The sequence below is a fragment of the Pseudoselenomonas ruminis genome, from assembly GCF_008271295.1.
Classification (GTDB): Bacteria; Bacillota; Negativicutes; order Selenomonadales; family Selenomonadaceae; genus Selenomonas_A; species Selenomonas_A ruminis.
In genome coordinates this window covers 1-16,287 of the sequence record NZ_VTOY01000011.1, presented here as the reverse complement: position 1 = coordinate 16,287, position 16,287 = coordinate 1, and the positions used below count along the sequence as shown (strand labels likewise).

11 protein-coding genes are annotated in these 16,287 nt (G+C 50.6%); 10 read left to right on the top strand and 1 reads right to left on the bottom strand.

From position 1 onward, the window contains the following. Positions 1-15 precede the first annotated feature (15 nt). Positions 16-903, top strand: coding sequence for a myo-inosose-2 dehydratase (iolE, locus tag FZ040_RS10940; protein WP_149172018.1), 888 nt, complete (start codon positions 16-18; stop codon positions 901-903). Between the two features lie 109 nt (positions 904-1,012). Here iolE and FZ040_RS10935 read toward each other — a convergent pair whose 3' ends face one another. Then, positions 1,013-2,272: a diaminopimelate decarboxylase family protein gene (locus FZ040_RS10935; protein ID WP_149172017.1), complete on the bottom strand. Its 1,260-nt coding sequence runs from the start codon at positions 2,270-2,272 to the stop codon at positions 1,013-1,015. Between the two features lie 307 nt (positions 2,273-2,579). On the opposite strand from FZ040_RS10935, the gene FZ040_RS10930 reads away from it, so the two are divergent. From FZ040_RS10930 to FZ040_RS10890, 9 genes are all read left to right on the top strand, one after another. Continuing rightward, positions 2,580-3,479, top strand: coding sequence for a DUF5780 domain-containing protein (locus FZ040_RS10930; protein ID WP_149172016.1), 900 nt, complete (start codon positions 2,580-2,582; stop codon positions 3,477-3,479). Positions 3,480-3,634: 155 nt separating this feature from the next. Continuing rightward, on the top strand, positions 3,635-4,015 hold the full coding sequence (locus tag FZ040_RS10925; protein WP_149172015.1) for a YkvA family protein: 381 nt from the start codon (positions 3,635-3,637) through the stop codon (positions 4,013-4,015). Positions 4,016-4,038: 23 nt separating this feature from the next. After that, entirely contained in the window at positions 4,039-6,564 is a 2,526-nt protein-coding gene (locus FZ040_RS10920) for a DNA topoisomerase III (protein WP_149172014.1), read from the top strand. A 16-nt stretch (positions 6,565-6,580) separates the two neighbouring features. Then, positions 6,581-7,789, top strand: a complete 1,209-nt coding sequence (locus FZ040_RS10915) for a DEAD/DEAH box helicase (RefSeq protein ID WP_149172013.1) — start codon at positions 6,581-6,583, stop codon at positions 7,787-7,789. 18 nt (positions 7,790-7,807) lie between these two features. Further along, on the top strand, positions 7,808-9,136 hold the full coding sequence (locus FZ040_RS10910; protein ID WP_149172012.1) for a hemolysin family protein: 1,329 nt from the start codon (positions 7,808-7,810) through the stop codon (positions 9,134-9,136). Positions 9,137-9,296: 160 nt separating this feature from the next. After that, positions 9,297-11,204, top strand: coding sequence for an ABC-F family ATP-binding cassette domain-containing protein (locus FZ040_RS10905; protein ID WP_149172011.1), 1,908 nt, complete (start codon positions 9,297-9,299; stop codon positions 11,202-11,204). A 34-nt stretch (positions 11,205-11,238) separates the two neighbouring features. Further along, the gene (locus FZ040_RS10900) at positions 11,239-12,528 is read left to right on the top strand and encodes a hexokinase family protein (RefSeq protein WP_149172010.1); all 1,290 of its coding nucleotides are present in this window, start codon (positions 11,239-11,241) and stop codon (positions 12,526-12,528) included. Between the two features lie 47 nt (positions 12,529-12,575). Beyond that, positions 12,576-13,937: an RNA polymerase factor sigma-54 gene (gene rpoN, locus FZ040_RS10895; protein ID WP_149172009.1), complete on the top strand. Its 1,362-nt coding sequence runs from the start codon at positions 12,576-12,578 to the stop codon at positions 13,935-13,937. Positions 13,938-14,806: 869 nt separating this feature from the next. Beyond that, positions 14,807-16,069 carry an NAD(P)/FAD-dependent oxidoreductase gene (locus tag FZ040_RS10890; protein WP_149172008.1) on the top strand — a complete coding sequence of 421 codons (1,263 nt, stop codon included), beginning with the start codon at positions 14,807-14,809 and terminating at the stop codon, positions 16,067-16,069. Positions 16,070-16,287 lie beyond the last annotated feature (218 nt).

Genomic DNA, 16,287 nt, shown 5'->3' with positions numbered 1-16,287 from the left:
AAGGAAGTATGCAGCATGGCAACGATTAAACTTGGTATTGCGCCTATTGCTTGGACGAATGATGATATGCCGGATTTAGGGAAGGAAAATACCTTCGAGCAGTGCGTCAGTGAAATGGCGCTGGCAGGGTTCACAGGCTGCGAGGTGGGCGGCCGTTACCCAAGGGATACGGCTGTACTGAAAAAGGCTTTAGCACTGCGCGGCATGGAGATTGCCAGTGCCTGGTTCAGCTCCTTCCTGCTGACGCAGCCGTATGAGCAGGTCGAAAAAGATTTTATTGCGCATTGCTCGTTCTTGAAAAGCATGGGTGCGAAGTTCTGCAATGTAGCGGAGCAGGGTAACAGTGTTCAGGGCAAACTGGATGTGCCGGTCTTTGCTGGCAAGCCGGAAAATACGGCCGAGCAGTGGAAACTTTTGACGGAAGGCCTGGATAAACTGGGAAAAGTAGCCAAGGATATGGGGATGACGATGACTTATCATCACCACATGGGCACTGGAGTTCAGACCGAGGCCGAAATTGACCGCCTGATGGAAAATACCAACCCGGATTATGTCTGGCTGCTCTATGATACGGGCCATCTGGTCTGCTCGGGGGAGGACTACCTGGGGATTTTGAAAAAGTATATGTCCCGTATCCGTCACATTCATCTGAAGGATGTTCGCATGGATGTACGCCAGCGGGTAATTGACGAGAAGATGAGTTTCCTCGATGGTGTACGTGCCGGTATGTTTACCGTTCCCGGGGATGGGGATGTGGATTTTGAACCCATATTCGATTACGTGAATAAGAGCGATTTTGATGGCTGGTATATTGTCGAAGCCGAGCAGGACCCTGCCAAGGCCAACCCGTTGGAATATGCGCAGAAGGCGCGTAAATATATCCGCGAGAAAGCCGGATTATAAAAACTGATTGCTGGTAATATGGAACTACCCCCAAAAAATAAATAGCAAAACAGCCTCAAGGCATTAGACCTTGAGGCTGTTTTTGCGTGCGGTTGTTTTCCTGGCGTATTTATTTTACCAGCGAGCCCGGATATTTGAGCGTGGCAAAATAATCATCGATGGTTTGTGCGCGGCGGATGAGTTCGATGCTGCCGTCCTCGCGGAGCAGCAGCTCGGCACACCAAAGTTTGCCGTTGTAGTTGAAGCCCATGGCACTGCCGTGGGCGCCGGTGTCGTGAATGATGACCAGATCGCCGATATCGATTTTCGGCAGTTTGCGGTCGATGGCGAATTTGTCGTTGTTTTCGCAGAGGGAACCCGTGATATCGTAGAGATGGTCACAGGGATCATTTTCTTTACCGGCAATCGTGATGTGGTGATAGGCACCGTAGAGTGCCGGGCGCATGAGGTTAGCCATGCAGGAATCAAGGCCAATGTAGTCCTTGTAGGTTTTCTTTTCGTGAAGAACTGTGGAGACAAGCCAGCCGGCAGGACCGGTCATGGCGCGGCCGCTCTCGGTCATGATGCCGGTTTTATTGAGGCCGGCGGGAACCATCATCTCGTCGTAGAGCTTATGGATGCCTTCGCCGATTTCCATAAGATTCAGCGGTTCCTGCTCCGGCAGGTAAGGGATTCCGAAGCCGCCGCCAAGATTGACGAATTCGACTTCGATCCCGAGTTTTTCCTTGAGTTCGACGGCCAGTGTAAACATCAGTTTCGCCGTGAACAGGAAGGCTTCGGTGCGGCGTTCGTTGGAAGCAACCATGGTGTGAAGGCCAAAGCGCTTGATGCCTTTTTCTTTGGCAATCTTATAGGCTTCAAAGAGCTGCTCACGGGTCAGGCCGTATTTGGCCTCGGTCGGCTTGCCGATGATGTCGTTGCCTTCGATAAGGTCGCCTGGGTTGTAGCGGAAGCAGATGATATTTGGAAGTCCGGCGTTTTTCTCTAGGTATTCGATATGGGAGATGTCATCGAGGTTGATGATGGCACCGAGTTCGATAGCCTTTTGGAATTCATCGGCCGGGGTGTCGTTCGAGGTTAAGAGTATTTCCTCCCCCTTGACGCCGGCAATATCGGAGAGCAAAAGCTCCGCGAGGCTGCTGCAGTCGGTGCCGGCTCCTTCTTCGTGGAGAAGTTGCACGATGCGCGGATTTGGCAGTGCCTTGACGGCAAACTGCTCGCGGAAGGAGGGAGCCCAGGCAAACGCCTTTTGCAGTGCGCGGATATTTTCACGGATGGCGTGTTCGTCATAGATATGAAATGGCGTTGGATATTTTTTGACAATTTCCTGGAGTTGTTCTTTATTCAGTGGGAAAGATTTTTTTGCCATATCGGTATTCCTCCTGCCGTTTATAGAGAATAATTATTAACTGTAAAATTGTAAATAAATTATAACAAGGCAGCATAATAAAGTCAACATATATAAAAAAATAGTATAGTCATGTAACGGTGGAGGGGAATATCAGCAGATTTTCATCTCGATGTAATTGTCCTGTAACAAGCAGCTATTACAATAAATTTGCTTTGCTGTGGCAAAGAGCAGCGATAGGGAGGGACGATATAGTATGAGAAAGAAAAGCAGTATAGTTTTATTGGCCATGTTATGTTTGTGCGTTATATTATCGGGATGTGCCGGTGTGGTGACCTTAGATGGAATGGGAAAAACATCCTTGGAAGATACCACTTTGACCGGTCAGTATGCGACGGTGCACGTTAAGTTTCCTAAGGGATCAGAAAATGAACATACGAGTATACTGGCATCCAATGGTATGGAAACAAAATCTTGGACAGGCAAGGCCGGAGATACGAATATCACGATAGAAACTGGGTATTATGATCCGGATAAGAATTACTGGATAAATTTCGATAGTGAAGTAAAAGAATCTGAGTCGATGCTCAAGGGGATGCATTTCGATGTAGCGAACTGGACTACTGAACAGACAACATTAGATGGCAAAGCTGCCAGAAAAATTGACTTTGACTACAACGAGTGTTCGGAAAAGTATCATTGCACGGTTTATATTACCCTGGTCGAAAACAAGGAGCTTTGGGCGATTGCGTTTAGCACCAAACAGGGAAAAGAACAGCCGCAGGAAGTGTTGGACAGTCTGAAATTTGAGGCTTTGCCAAAGACAGGAGTCGATCCGCAGAAAATAGCGGAAAATGCGCCGCAGGCAGCCATTGAGGGGCTCACCTTTGAAGAAGATGATTTACGTTTTAAGTATCTTTGCTTGAAACTGAAGAACACTGACCCACAGCGGACTATTGCCAACTACCGGGTAAATGTCTACAAGTATGATAAAAGAGGACAGCTCATACCGGAAAACAGAAAGCGTTCGAGTGCGGCCAGTGAGTTATATGAATACAATCAGAATATCCTGCCAGGGCAGTATACCGATTCGCGGAAAGGCTGGCGGGTTAATCCTCAATCTGATATTGGCAAATATGAAGTGGAACTTGTGTCCATCACGTATACCGATGGTTCCGAATGGAAGGCTGTGGAGGGCCAGCAAATCCGGACGTCTGTATCCATATAAAATACGTTGGAAAAACGCCGTCGGGCGGTCTTTTAGCAGACTGCTCAACGGCGTTTTTGTCTGCGGAGCCATTGGTTCTTTTCATCAGCAGGCATAAATGATACAATGGGGCTATATTATATAGGGAAGAAATGACCGCTGCGAGGAGGATGAAGATGCGCAGATTCTTAAGTTTTTTGAAATTGTTCCGCTATGATTTGATTGTATTGCTGACCGCACTGCGTCATCGGGATACGCCACGGCGCATCAAGGCCATGCTGGGGCTCGCGGTTGTTTATCTGGTGAGTCCGATAGATATTATTCCCGATACCGTTCCTTTGGCGGGGATATTGGATGATATGGTTATCGTTCCGGCGGCGGTATGCGGTCTTACGAATATGCTGCCCTCGCATGTGCGGCGGGAGGCCGAGATGAAGGCAGAGCGCATTGCCCGCTATATGCCGCTGCTGATGATTGGCGCTTCGCTGTTTATCTTATTGTGGGTAGGCTTGTTCGTCTATGGAGCCTACTGCCTGCTTGCTTATATCGTGGGATAGTGTTAGAAGAGGAGACTGTTACATTGCGTTTATATATTGCCGAGAAACCGAGTGTTGGGCGTGAACTGGCAAAGTGTCTGGCCGGCCCGGTGATTCGTCATGATGGTTATCTGGAGACGGGGGAAGGGATTGTTACCTGGTTGTTTGGCCATATCCTGCGCCAGGCGGAACCGGATGAATACGATCCGCGTTTCAAACGGTGGCGGGCAGAAGATTTGCCGATAATTCCGGATAAGTGGAAATTATTCGTGGCCAATGATTGTGAGAAGCAGTTTGCCATCGTCAAATCGCTGATTGAAAAAGCGGATGAAATCGTTCATGGCGGTGACCCGGACCGTGAGGGCCAGCTGCTGGTGGATGAGGTGCTCGACTATATCGGCATGACCAAACCGGTAAAGCGAATTTTGCTAAATGCGCTCGATGAGAAGAGCATCAAAAAGGCCAATAGCAGTCTGCGCGAAAATAAGGATTTCGTCAATCTGAAAAAATCGGCCTTGGCCAGAGCACGGGCTGACTGGCTGATTGGCATGAATCTTTCTCGGGCGTATACGTTAGCTGCCCGGCGGGCTGGCCACGATAAGCTGGTACTTCCCATCGGACGGGTCAAGACCCCGACACTGTCGCTGGTGGTGCGCCGGGAACGAGAGATTGAAAATTTTAAGCCGGTGGACTACTATACCATCAAGGGTACCTTTACCCATGAGAATGGGAGCTTTCAGGCCCAGTGGAAACCCAAGGATACCATGGCGGGGCTGGACAGCGAAAACCGGCTGGTGGATAAGCAGATCGCGGAAGAGAAACTGGCCGCATTTGGCAAGGCTCCCCTCGATGGTGTGATATCGGCCTATCAGAAAACCAAGAAGCAGGAACCGCAGCCCCTGCCGTTTTCTTTGTCGACACTGCAGGTGCTGGCCGGCAGGATGTATGGCTATGCGCCGCAGCTGGTACTGGATACGGCCCAGAAGCTTTACGAGAAAAAACTCACGACGTATCCGCGTTCGGATTGTGAGTATCTGCCGACTAACCAGTTCGGCGACGCCGGAGTAATCCTGCGCAATCTGGCGGAGGCTGGCGACGCTGAGGTGGCAGAGTGGGCACCAAAGGCTGATGTCAAGACAAAGAGCCGCGCGTGGAACGATAAAAAGATTTCCGCGCATCATGCCATCATACCGACAACGGTGAAGGCCAATGTCCTGACGATGACAGAAGAAGAGCGAAATCTCTACCATCTGATTGCGCGCGGGTATATCGCGCAGTTCTATCCGGTTCATGTCTATGACCAGACGAAGGTAGAGGTCACCTATAAGGAAGAGCTCTTCACGGCCAGCGGCCGCACGGAGCGCGATTTAGGCTGGAAAATCATGTATCAGTCCAAGCGGAAAAAGGTGGAAGAAGAGGACGACAGCAAAGAAGAGGAAGATGAGAGCAGGACGCTGCCGGCGATGAAGAAAAAGGATGGCGTGAATTGGTCCGCCGGGGACATTACCCAGCGGGCAACGAAGCCGCCGGTGCGGTTCACGCCATCGACGCTGCTGGCCGGCATGAAGGAAATCCATAAATACGTCAAAAATCCGGAAGCCAAGAAGCAATTGAAAGATGTTTATGGCATTGGCACCGAGGCTACGCGGGCGACGATTATCGATGACCTCATCAAGCGCAAGTTCATGACGGCCAAGGGCAAGAAGAAATATTTGAGCCCGACTCCGGCGGCCTATTTGCTGGTGGATGCCTTGCCCGATGAAATGACTTATCCGGATTCTACGGCAATTTGGGAGGATAAGCTTCATTCCATGTCGGAGGGCGATGGTTCACTCGAGGAGTTCCTCAAGGGGCAGATTGACTTTACAACCCGCCTTTGTGAGAAAGCGGGCGCCGTGAAGATGGAAGTCACGGGCGAAAATATCTGTCCGTCCTGTCATCAGGGTGTCCTCTTGCAGCGCAAGGGGAAAAATGGCATTTTCTGGGGCTGTTCCAACTACCCCAAGTGCCGCATGACCTGTAATGACAAAGAGGGCAAGCCCGATATGGAAGATGCCAGGATGCGTCTTACCCGCAGCCCGCGTCACATGGCGCCAACGACGATTTCGGCGTCGGCACTGGCCCGGCAGGAAAGTGCGTCCGGGAATCATCCGGCAGTGCGCCCGGGACGGGCGTATTCCCCGCAGCCGGTGGTGTCTTATGCGGCGCAGGAATACAGTGCTCCGTCCAGCCAGGATATGGATGAACTCAACAGCCTGTTTTCGCCGGCTGATTACGAAGCGCAGATGGCGGCGGATATGCAAAGTTATCAGGCCGCAAAGCCTCGGAAAAGCGACTGGCAGGATTGGAATAATAAGCCGAAGTACTCGGCAAGTCCGCTGGAACACATGAAAGAAAATGAAAGCGCGGCAAGCAAAAAGGCGGATAAGGACAAATACCTCTGTCCGCGCTGCCGGGAGGGACATCTCAGGCAGATTCGCGGCAAGAACGGAGTCTTTTGGGGGTGCAGCAACTATCCCCGTTGTACGGCAACATTTGATGACAGCCATGATAAACCGCTGCTGTCATAACAAGTAAGGAGAGACTATGACAACTTTTGCAGATTTAGGAATAACGGAATCACTTTGTGAAGTGCTGGCTAAACAGGGCCTCAATAAGCCGACGGAGATACAGGAAAAGACCATCGGCAAAGTGCTGGCCGGCCAGAATCTGGTGGGGCAGGCACCGACTGGCACGGGAAAGACGCTGGCATATCTGCTGCCCGCATTGCAGCAGATTGACCCGGAAATTCGTCAGGCACAGGTGCTCATTCTGGCACCGACTTACGAGCTGGCCATGCAGATTGCCAATGTGGCCAGGGAACTTAGCCAGCAGGCAGGTCTTGGTATTAAGGTGCAGGGGATTATCGGCGGGGCGAATATCGCGCGTCAAATCGATAAACTCAAAGAGAAGCCGCAGCTCATTGTCGGTTCGGCTGGACGTATTATCGAGCTTTCCCGCAAAGGCAAGCTCAAACTGCAGCAGGTAAAACTGCTGGTGCTCGATGAATTTGACCGCTTGCTCGATGACCAGAACCTTGACAATACGGTGGAGACTGTAAAACTTTTGCCTAAGGACCGTCAGGTTATCTTATTCTCGGCGACAGCTCCGAAAAAGGCGATGGACCGGGCTGAGTTCCTGGAGAGTCCGGAGCACATCGTCGTTAAGGAAGATATGGCCGCCAGGGAGGCCAGGGAAAATTACTATCTCATGACTCCGTTTCGTGATAAAATAGAAAATGTCCGCAAACTTACGCGGAATCTTGGCGTAAAGCGCGGTCTGGTATTCATCAACCGCGTATTTGATGCGGAAAAGACGCTGGCCCATTTGCAGTATGATGGCATTCGGGCAGCTTCGCTTTTGGGCCATCAGAATAAGCAGGCCCGTCAGAAGGCAATTGCCGACCTCAAAAAGGGAAAAGTCCAGCTGCTTCTGTCTACGGACCTGGCGGCACGCGGCCTCGACATTGAAGGTGTTGACTATGTGTTCAATCTGGATTTGCCGGATGATGCCCAGACCTATCAGCATCGTGCGGGCCGCACGGCGCGTGCCGGGGCAAAGGGAACGGTCGTTACGCTGGCCGATATCAAAGAGGCATATAAACTCGAGCAGCTGGAAAAACGGCTGGGAATTACGTTTAAGCCAATCAAGAAGGCTAAGGGGCAGGCAAAGCCTCAGGCTGAGAAGAAAAAGAAGAACCGCCCGTATAAGGCGTATGATAAAAAGGCCTCGCACAAGAAGCCTGGTGCGAACTAATCAGGAGGGAACGATACCTTGGATATTGTGCCGATACTATTGCAATTAGTACTGGTTGCTTTTCTCATCTTTATGAATGGATTTTTTGTGGCGGCGGAGTTTGCCTGTGTAAAAATCCGCCCGTCCAGACTCGAGACACTGATTCAGGAAGGGAGCAAGCGGGCGGTTTATGCCAAGCGGCTCACAGACCATTTGGATGCATCGCTTTCGGTTACCCAGCTCGGAATCACGCTGGCATCGCTGGGGCTGGGCTGGGTCGGTGAGCCGGCCGTGGCCACGATAATCCTGCCGGTTACGCGGCTTTTCGGGATGGATGAGAGCATTGGCCATACGATTTCCCTGGTGCTGGCATTTTCTATCATCACGGCCGGGCATATCATCATGGGTGAGCTCACGCCAAAGACAATGGCTATACAGAGCGTGGAGAAAATAATGCTCGCGGTAGCGCTTCCAATGCTGATTTTCCATAAAATCATGTATCCGTTTGTCTGGCTGCTGAATCATGTAGCCAACTGGGTGACGAAACAGATGGGCTTTGAAGCTGCTTCGGAGGGCGAAAATGCCCATACCGAAGAAGAAATACGCCTGCTGATGGAGGAAAGCCATCGGCAGGGGCTTATTGATGACACCGAAGCCGATTTTGTGGACAACGTCTTTGACTTTACGGAACTTAACGTGCGGGAAATCATGACGCCGCGCACGGATATGGTGGTTCTTTATCTCGAAGACAGTTTTGAAGATAATCTGGACATTATCATGGAAGAACAGCTTACCCGTTATCCGGTATGCCGGGAAGATAAGGATCATATTATCGGCTTCCTTCATGTCAAAGACCTTATGCGGGTGATGGTCGAAGGGCGCAAGCCGAACCTGCGGAAGCTTTCGCGCAAGGCCTTGGTGGTTCCGGAGAGCATGGATGTCAACGTATTGCTCAAAACAATGCAGAGCAGCCATTCGCAGCTGGCAATTGTGGTGGATGAGTTCGGCGGCACTGCCGGCATGGTGACGATTGAGGATATCGTTGAGGAAATCGTAGGCGATATCCAGGACGAGTTCGATGAGGAGCGGCCTACGGCCGAGAGCCGCGGCGACCGCGTCTATTCGGTAGATGCCAAGATGCTGCTTGAAGAACTCGAAGACATTCTCGAAGTCCGGATTGAGGATGAAGATGTGGACAGCGTGGGCGGCTGGCTTTATGACCAGATTGGCGGCGAACCGCAGGTCGGCCAGATGGCAGCCGCGGGCGGCAATCTGCTCTTTGTCGAGGAGGTTGATGGCGCGCGCATTACCCGCGTGCTGGTCAAGCTGGCCAACGAGCTGACAGAAGAACATGAAGAAATCGTATAAATAGGTCTCTCTCCGCTAGGAGAGAGGTATATTTATGTATTGAATCTGACGATTTTGGCGTATTTTGGTTCGTTGTAACAAGTTACATTTCTTGTACTAGGTTTTTACTTTTTGAACGATTATAATAAAAGGGCATGTTGTAAGTTAGGATGTATATAGCATGATAATCACGATAGAAAATTTCACGAAGAGTTATGGCGAAAAGCAGCTCTTTGCAGGAGTTAATTTCAGCATGGATGATGGCGACAAAGTCGGAATCGTCGGTGTGAACGGCACGGGAAAATCGACTTTTCTCAAGGCCGTTGCCGGACTCACTCCGGTCGATGAAGGCTCTGTGGTCACGATGCGCGGCCTGCGGGTGGAATATCTGGCTCAGGATAAGGTCTTTGAGCCGGAAAATACCGTTCTAATGGAAGTATTTCGTGGAATGACGCCGTTGATGCAGGCCTTACGCGGCTACGAGCTCGCCTTGGCGCAGTCCGCGCGGAATCCCGAGGACAAAGACGTGCAGCGGCAAATCATGCAGTATACGGAAAAGATTGATGAGCTGGATGGCTGGCAGCTGGAAAGCACGGCTAAAATGGTACTGAATAAACTCGGTATCACGGATTATACGGCTAAGGCCGGAACCTTATCCGGTGGACAGCAAAAGCGCCTGGCTTTAGCGACGGCGCTGATTCAGCCTTGTGATCTTTTGCTTTTGGACGAGCCGACAAACCATCTGGACAGTGAAACGATTGACTGGCTGGAGGAATACCTCAAGGGGCGCAAAGGCGCCTTGTTGATGGTTACGCATGACCGCTATTTCCTTGACCACACTTCGACGAAAATTCTGGAGCTGGACAAGGGCAAGGCCTATACTTACAGCGGCAATTATTCCGATTTTCTGGAACAGAAAGCAGCCCGCATTGAGCAGGAACAGGCTAGCGAACAGAAGCGCCAGAATTTCCTGCGCAATGAGCTCAAGTGGCTTCGCCGTGGCGCCCAGGCGCGTTCGACCAAGCAAAAAGCGCGCATTGAACGCTACGAAGAAGTAAAGAATCAAACGGTCGACCTGGACCGGGGCACGGTCGAAATCGGTTTGGCCGGCAGCCGGCTGGGGCGGACGGTTATCGAGCTGGAGAATGTTCATTATGAAGTGGATGGACGTACCATCCTGAAGGATTTTTCCTATACGCTGCTGCGCAATGACAGGGTGGGAATCCTGGGGCGCAATGGCACGGGCAAGACAACCCTGCTGAATATTCTTTCGGGACGGCTGCAGCCCACCAGTGGTACGGTTACCATTGGCCAGACGGTTAAGATTGGCTATTTTGCACAGCGGAATGACGAGATGGATGAACGGCTGCGGGCGATTGAGTATATCCAGGAAGCGGCCCATCATATCACGCTGGCGGATGGCACGCGCGTATCGGCTTCTCAGCTGATGGAACGGTTTATGTTCCCCGGCAATTTGCAGTGGACGCCGATTTCCCGCCTTTCCGGTGGGGAAAAACGGCGGCTCTACCTTCTGCGGATTTTGATGGAGGAGCCGAATGTGTTGCTGCTCGATGAGCCGACCAATGATTTGGATCTTGAGACGATGGCGGTGCTGGAGAACTTTATCGACGATTTCCGTGGCGCTATTGTCTTTGTATCGCATGACCGTTTCTTTGTTGACCGCTTGGTCGATAAAGTCTTTGTCTATGAAGACGATGGCGGACTGACTATGTATTCCGGCGGTTATTCCTACTACAAGGAAAAGGTGGCAGAGCGGGAAGCACAGGCAGAGGAAAAGCCGGCAGCGAAGAAACTCGCCACCGAGGCAAAGCCATCATCCCGTGCGCCGCGTACGGAATCAAAACAGAAACTTTCCTTTAAAGAACAGAAAGAATATGCAGAAATTGAAGGCATTATAGCCAGCAAGGAGGGCGAGCTTAAGGTTGTACAGCTTCAGATGGAGCAGAATGCAGCCAATTATGGCAAGCTCAATGAACTCAGCAAAGAGGAGAGCCGCTTGCAGGCGGAACTGGAACACCTCATGGACCGCTGGGCATATTTGGAGGAAATTGCTGAAAATCAGCAATGACTTATAAATTTAAGAGGTAAAGGAGACAGTAATCATGGCATTCGACAAGAATCAGTTTGACGACATCATCCGGGAGTTTACGGTAAGCGGGGAGCAGCTGCATGAAATTGCAGCGGACTTCCGGTATGACTTGGTCAAGGGACTTGATGACCCTGACGAATCTTCGCTGCGCATGCTCAAATCCTATGTCGGACTTCCGACAGGCGAGGAGACTGGCGAGTATCTGGCCCTGGATTTTGGTGGCACTAATGTACGTGTCCTGCGCATCCGCCTGGAGGGCAAAGGCAAGTTCGAGATAGTCAAAAAAGTGGCAAAACCGCTGCGCGTAGAAGGTGTCTATGACTTTGTCGGTGCTGGTTCTACGGCTGAGCAGATGTTTGACTTCATTGCAGAACTCGTGGATGAGGCTGTGGAAGGCGACCATGAGAAAAAATACCTGCTTGGTCATACGTTCTCGTTCCCGTCTGAGCAGACGGACCTTTATAATGCTAAACTCATTATCTGGACGAAGGAGTTTGCTACGGCCGGTGTTGAGGGGAAGGTAGTCAATGACCTCCTGAAGGAAGCGCTGCATCGTCAGGGAATCGACAATGTCCAGCCGACGGCTGTTATCAACGATACCGTTGCGGTTCTGCTGGCTGCTGCTTACAAGCAGCCGGGCGTTTACATCGGTTCTATCTATGCGACGGGCCACAATACCTGCTATCTGGAGCCGTATGCGGACAGTGCAGAGGCGCCGATGATTCTGAATCTGGAATCCGGTGGCTTCATGAAGCTGATTCCGAACCGCTTCGATATCGCCTTTGATAAGGCTTCGGAAAAACCGGGTGAACAGCGCCTGGAAAAGATGGTTTCGGGCCGTTATATGGGCGAACTGTTTGGCATGGCGTTGGCAGAGCTGCTGGAGGAGCCGGGCAAAGGTTATGGCTTTACGAGCATCGATATGAGCAATATCATTGTGGACGAAAGCCCTGCCCGTGAAAAGGTTGCTGAAATCGTAGCCAAGAAGGCTGGCAAAACGCTGGATACGGCGGATTGCAAAATGGTTCAGGAGCTGGCCTCGGCGCTGGTTATCCGCTCGGCGCGCCTGGTTACGGCCTCTTATGTAGGCATTATCTGGCAGCTGGCTGGCAAGGACAAGCCGCAGAAGCAGCATATTGCTATTGACGGTTCCGTCTATGAAAAAATGCCACTGGCTAAAGAAAATATCATGCGGGCACTCTCGGAGCTGCTCGGCGAGGATGCTGCCGAAATCGATACGGTTCTTGAAAACGGCGGCTCAGGCCTCGGTGCTGCTATTGCGGCAGCAATGTCCCAGAAATAAGGCAAGGATTTTCGGGGACGGAAATTTTACCATCGAAGGAGCTTTCCATGCAAGCAGAACAATCACTTAATCTCAATCTTTCGCAGCATTTGGCAATGACGGTCAAATTGCAGCAGGCTATCCGGATTTTGCAGCTTTCAGCGCAGGATCTTCGGTCCGAGATTGAAAAAGAATATTTGGAAAACCCTGCTTTGGAAATAGACTACGGCGATGGTGCGCCTGCAGAGGAGAATCTTTTACAGGCAGAACATATGTCGCGGCTGGTTGACTACCTGGGGGAAGGCGGCAGAGCCTCGGGTTACTACGGGGAAGATTCCGAGCAGTCGTTAGAGGTGGCAGAGCCTGTTGCCATGACGCTGGAAGAGGAACTCATAGACCAGGTGAATTTTGCGTTCCCGGATTCGTTTGAACGGGCAATTGCTGTCTTTATCGTCGGTTCTTTGGATCACAATGGCTATTTGACACTTCCTTTGGCAGAAATCGCGCGGGCAACAGCGGCGGAACTTCCGGCGGTGGAAGCCGTGTTGCGGCAGCTGCAGGAGTTTGAACCGGCTGGTGTCGCAGCCCGTGACTTGCCGGAATGCCTGCGGATTCAGGCCAAACGGCAGGGAATTTATCAGGGGCTGGTGGCGTCGGTTATTGACCATCATTTGGATGAAGTGGCGGACGCACAAATCAAGAAGATTGCGGCGGCAGAGCAATGCCGGGCACAGGATGTACAGGCGGCAGTGGATATCGTCCGTCGGTTGGACCCCAAACCGGGGGCGGCTTATGGCGGGGAGAAGGCATCTTTTATCACACCGGACGTAGTGGTTCAGGAGGTGGACGGCGCCTATCGTATCACGCTTAATGATAACTATATACCGCAGCTTAGAATTTCTGCCGCTTATCAGCATGCCGAATCCTTCGATGCTGAGACCAGGAAATACATCACCCAGCGGCTTAATGCGGCTGCCTGGCTGATTAACAGCATTGAACAACGCCGCACGACGATTCGTCAGGTGGTGGAAGAAATTCTGAACCGTCAGCCGGATTTTCTGGTGCAGGGAATCAAGGGACTGCATCCGATGACGATGAAGGATGTGGCGGATGCAATTGGTGTCCATGAATCTACGGTAAGCCGTGCCGTAGCCAATAAATATGCACAGTTCCCCCATGGCGTTATGGCGTTGCGGAAGTTTTTTACTGCCAATTTGGCTAAGGACAGCGGCGAGGCGGATTTTGCCGCGGCACAGGCCAAAGAAGCGATTACCGAGCTGATAAAGGGCGAGGACCCGCACAAACCGCTCAGTGACCAGAAGCTCTGCGAACTGCTAAAAGCACGCAAGATGGATATTTCCCGTCGTACGGTTATGAAATACCGCGAGCAGCTGGGATATCCATCTTCGGTGAAACGAAAAAGATACTAAAAAATATTTTACAACTATGAATTCCTGCTGACTCTGATGAGTCAGCAGGAATTTTTGCAAATTACAATTTGTAGGTTAGCAGGTTTGGTTCGAAACAGCTCTTCGCCGCCGCTAGGGACAGTGCCAACACTACGCGGGAGATGTTTTCCTAAACGAAATTTTTATCTTTAATTAAGCATCGAAAAAATTCAAAACGCGCTTCGCTTGAACGGTTACATTTTTTCGACGAATGGGGAAGATAAAAATTTCGTTCTTAACGGAAAACATCAAACGCTTCGTTTATGGCACTGTCCTAAGCGGCGGCTGAGGTTGGAACGGACACGAACTTTCACCGCCCCCCAGAGGGGAAGACAGCTTAGTGTCGGCACTATCCCAGGCGGCGGGGGACACACTACCATAAGCGCAGCCTTGACGTTCCGCGTTAAGCAAGAAATTTTTGCCTGCGTTCTCGTTGGAAAAGCAGTTTCGTTCAAGTGAAGCGCGTTTAACTGTTTTCCAACTCTTAATTAAAAGGCAAAAATTTCTTGTAGCGGGTTGTCACCGGCGGAGCGTTGGTACTGTGTCCCTCGCCGCCGACGAGTTATCTCGAACTGGCCCCTCTTTACCCCACAAACTGCAATATATTGAATTTCTTATTTTATCCAAGTGATTGTTTTCACGAATAAAAACATGGAAGAAAGATAAAATAAGGTGCAGATTTACAGTTAAATAGGACATAATAATAAATTTACAGAAAAATGTAAATCTATACTTGCATTTGTACGATATCATGTTATGATAGTACCCATAGGTGTTAAAGTGATTTTTTTCACTTTCACGACAATGGTGAAAATTTGAGGGAAATTTGATAATTCTGGGAGGGCTTTATCATGGCAGACAAAAAACCTCGTATCGTAATTGTTGGTGCAGGATTTGGCGGTGTAAAACTGGCAAAGCTGTTCGCGAAGGATGATGTGGAAGTCACCTTAGTGGACCGCCATAACTTTCATCTGTTTCAGCCGCTCTTGTATCAGGTATCTACAGCAGTCCTTTCCACGGATGAAATCGCATATCCGATTCGTACCTTCTTCCGCAAGAACAAGAATGTGGAATTCTTTATGGCAAAAGCACAGGGCGTTGACCAGGAGCGCAAAGTGCTGCTGACCAATCATGGGGAAATTGCCTACGATTATCTTATCCTGGCTGCTGGTGCAACCACCAATTTCTTTGGCATGGAAAATGTTGAAAAAAATTCCTTTGGCATGAAGACCCTGCAGGAGGCTATTCATATCCGCAACCATGTCCTTCACATGTTTGAGCGCGCGAATAAGCATGAAGACAACGAGGAAGAGCGCCGCCGCATGCTGAGTTTTGTCGTCGTCGGCGGCGGTCCGACGGGGATAGAGGAAGCCGGCGCAATCTCGGAGCTCATTGGCATTCAGAAAAAAGAATATCATCACCTCGACTTTAATGAGGTAAGTGTCAGCCTGATTGAGGCTACCGATAACGTGCTTCCGATGATGGCACCGAACCTTCGCGACCACACGGTAAAAGTGTTGGAGCGCAAAGGAGTAAATGTCATGCTCAATACCCAGGTAGTAGATTATGATGGGAACACGTTGAAATTAAAAGACGGCCGTGAGATTCCTACACGGACTGTCATTTGGGCTGCCGGAGTAAAGGCTGTGCCGTTTATCGCCAATTGCGGTGGTGAAGTTGACCGCGCAGGCCGGGTGGTGGTCAATGAAAAACTGCAGGTCAAAGGCAGTGAAAATGTATTTGCAATTGGCGACTGTGCGAATTTCCATCATGGCACGGAGCGTCCGCTGCCGACGGTAGCACCGGTAGCTACCCAGCAGGCACAGGTAGCCCATGACAATATCATGAAGCTCATTCATGGGCAGTCGGATCTGGCTGATTTCCATTATAAGGATTTGGGGGCAATGGCAACGATTGGCCGTGGCGAGGCAGTAGTCAACAAGACCAGCATGAATCCGCAGCTGACCGGTTTCATTGCTTGGTGTGCATGGATGTTCGTACATCTTATCCGTCTGGCTGGTGCGCATACGAACTTGACGGTTGCCATCAAGTGGATGTGGAATCTGCTTTCGGGTACGCGCTTAGGACGTATTATTACCAATATCCAGCTCTAATTTAAGAAGAAAGATGCGGGCGAATCTCATGGCGGGATTCGCCCGCGTTGCTATTCAAAAAGTAATTTAAGGATTTTTAAATTTTTTAGCAAAAAGGTGTTGACAATTCATTCAAAGACGTGTATCATAATACAAGTCGCTGAGAGATACAGCAAAGACAAAAACAGCTCAAAGCCTTGACTGGCAAGCGGTTGTGCGAGTTTTTGCGAAGATGCTTC

Bases quoted from the DNA above. Each gene is read 5' to 3' on its own strand.
- iolE (WP_149172018.1), top strand. From the start codon at position 16: ATGGCAACGATTAAACTTGGTATTGCGCCTATTGCTTGGACGAATGAT.
- FZ040_RS10935 (WP_149172017.1), bottom strand. From the start codon at position 2,272: ATGGCAAAAAAATCTTTCCCACTGAATAAAGAACAACTCCAGGAAATT.
- FZ040_RS10925 (WP_149172015.1), top strand. From the start codon at position 3,635: ATGCGCAGATTCTTAAGTTTTTTGAAATTGTTCCGCTATGATTTGATT.
- FZ040_RS10915 (WP_149172013.1), top strand. From the start codon at position 6,581: ATGACAACTTTTGCAGATTTAGGAATAACGGAATCACTTTGTGAAGTG.
- FZ040_RS10905 (WP_149172011.1), top strand. From the start codon at position 9,297: ATGATAATCACGATAGAAAATTTCACGAAGAGTTATGGCGAAAAGCAG.
- FZ040_RS10900 (WP_149172010.1), top strand. From the start codon at position 11,239: ATGGCATTCGACAAGAATCAGTTTGACGACATCATCCGGGAGTTTACG.
- rpoN (WP_149172009.1), top strand. From the start codon at position 12,576: ATGCAAGCAGAACAATCACTTAATCTCAATCTTTCGCAGCATTTGGCA.
- FZ040_RS10890 (WP_149172008.1), top strand. From the start codon at position 14,807: ATGGCAGACAAAAAACCTCGTATCGTAATTGTTGGTGCAGGATTTGGC.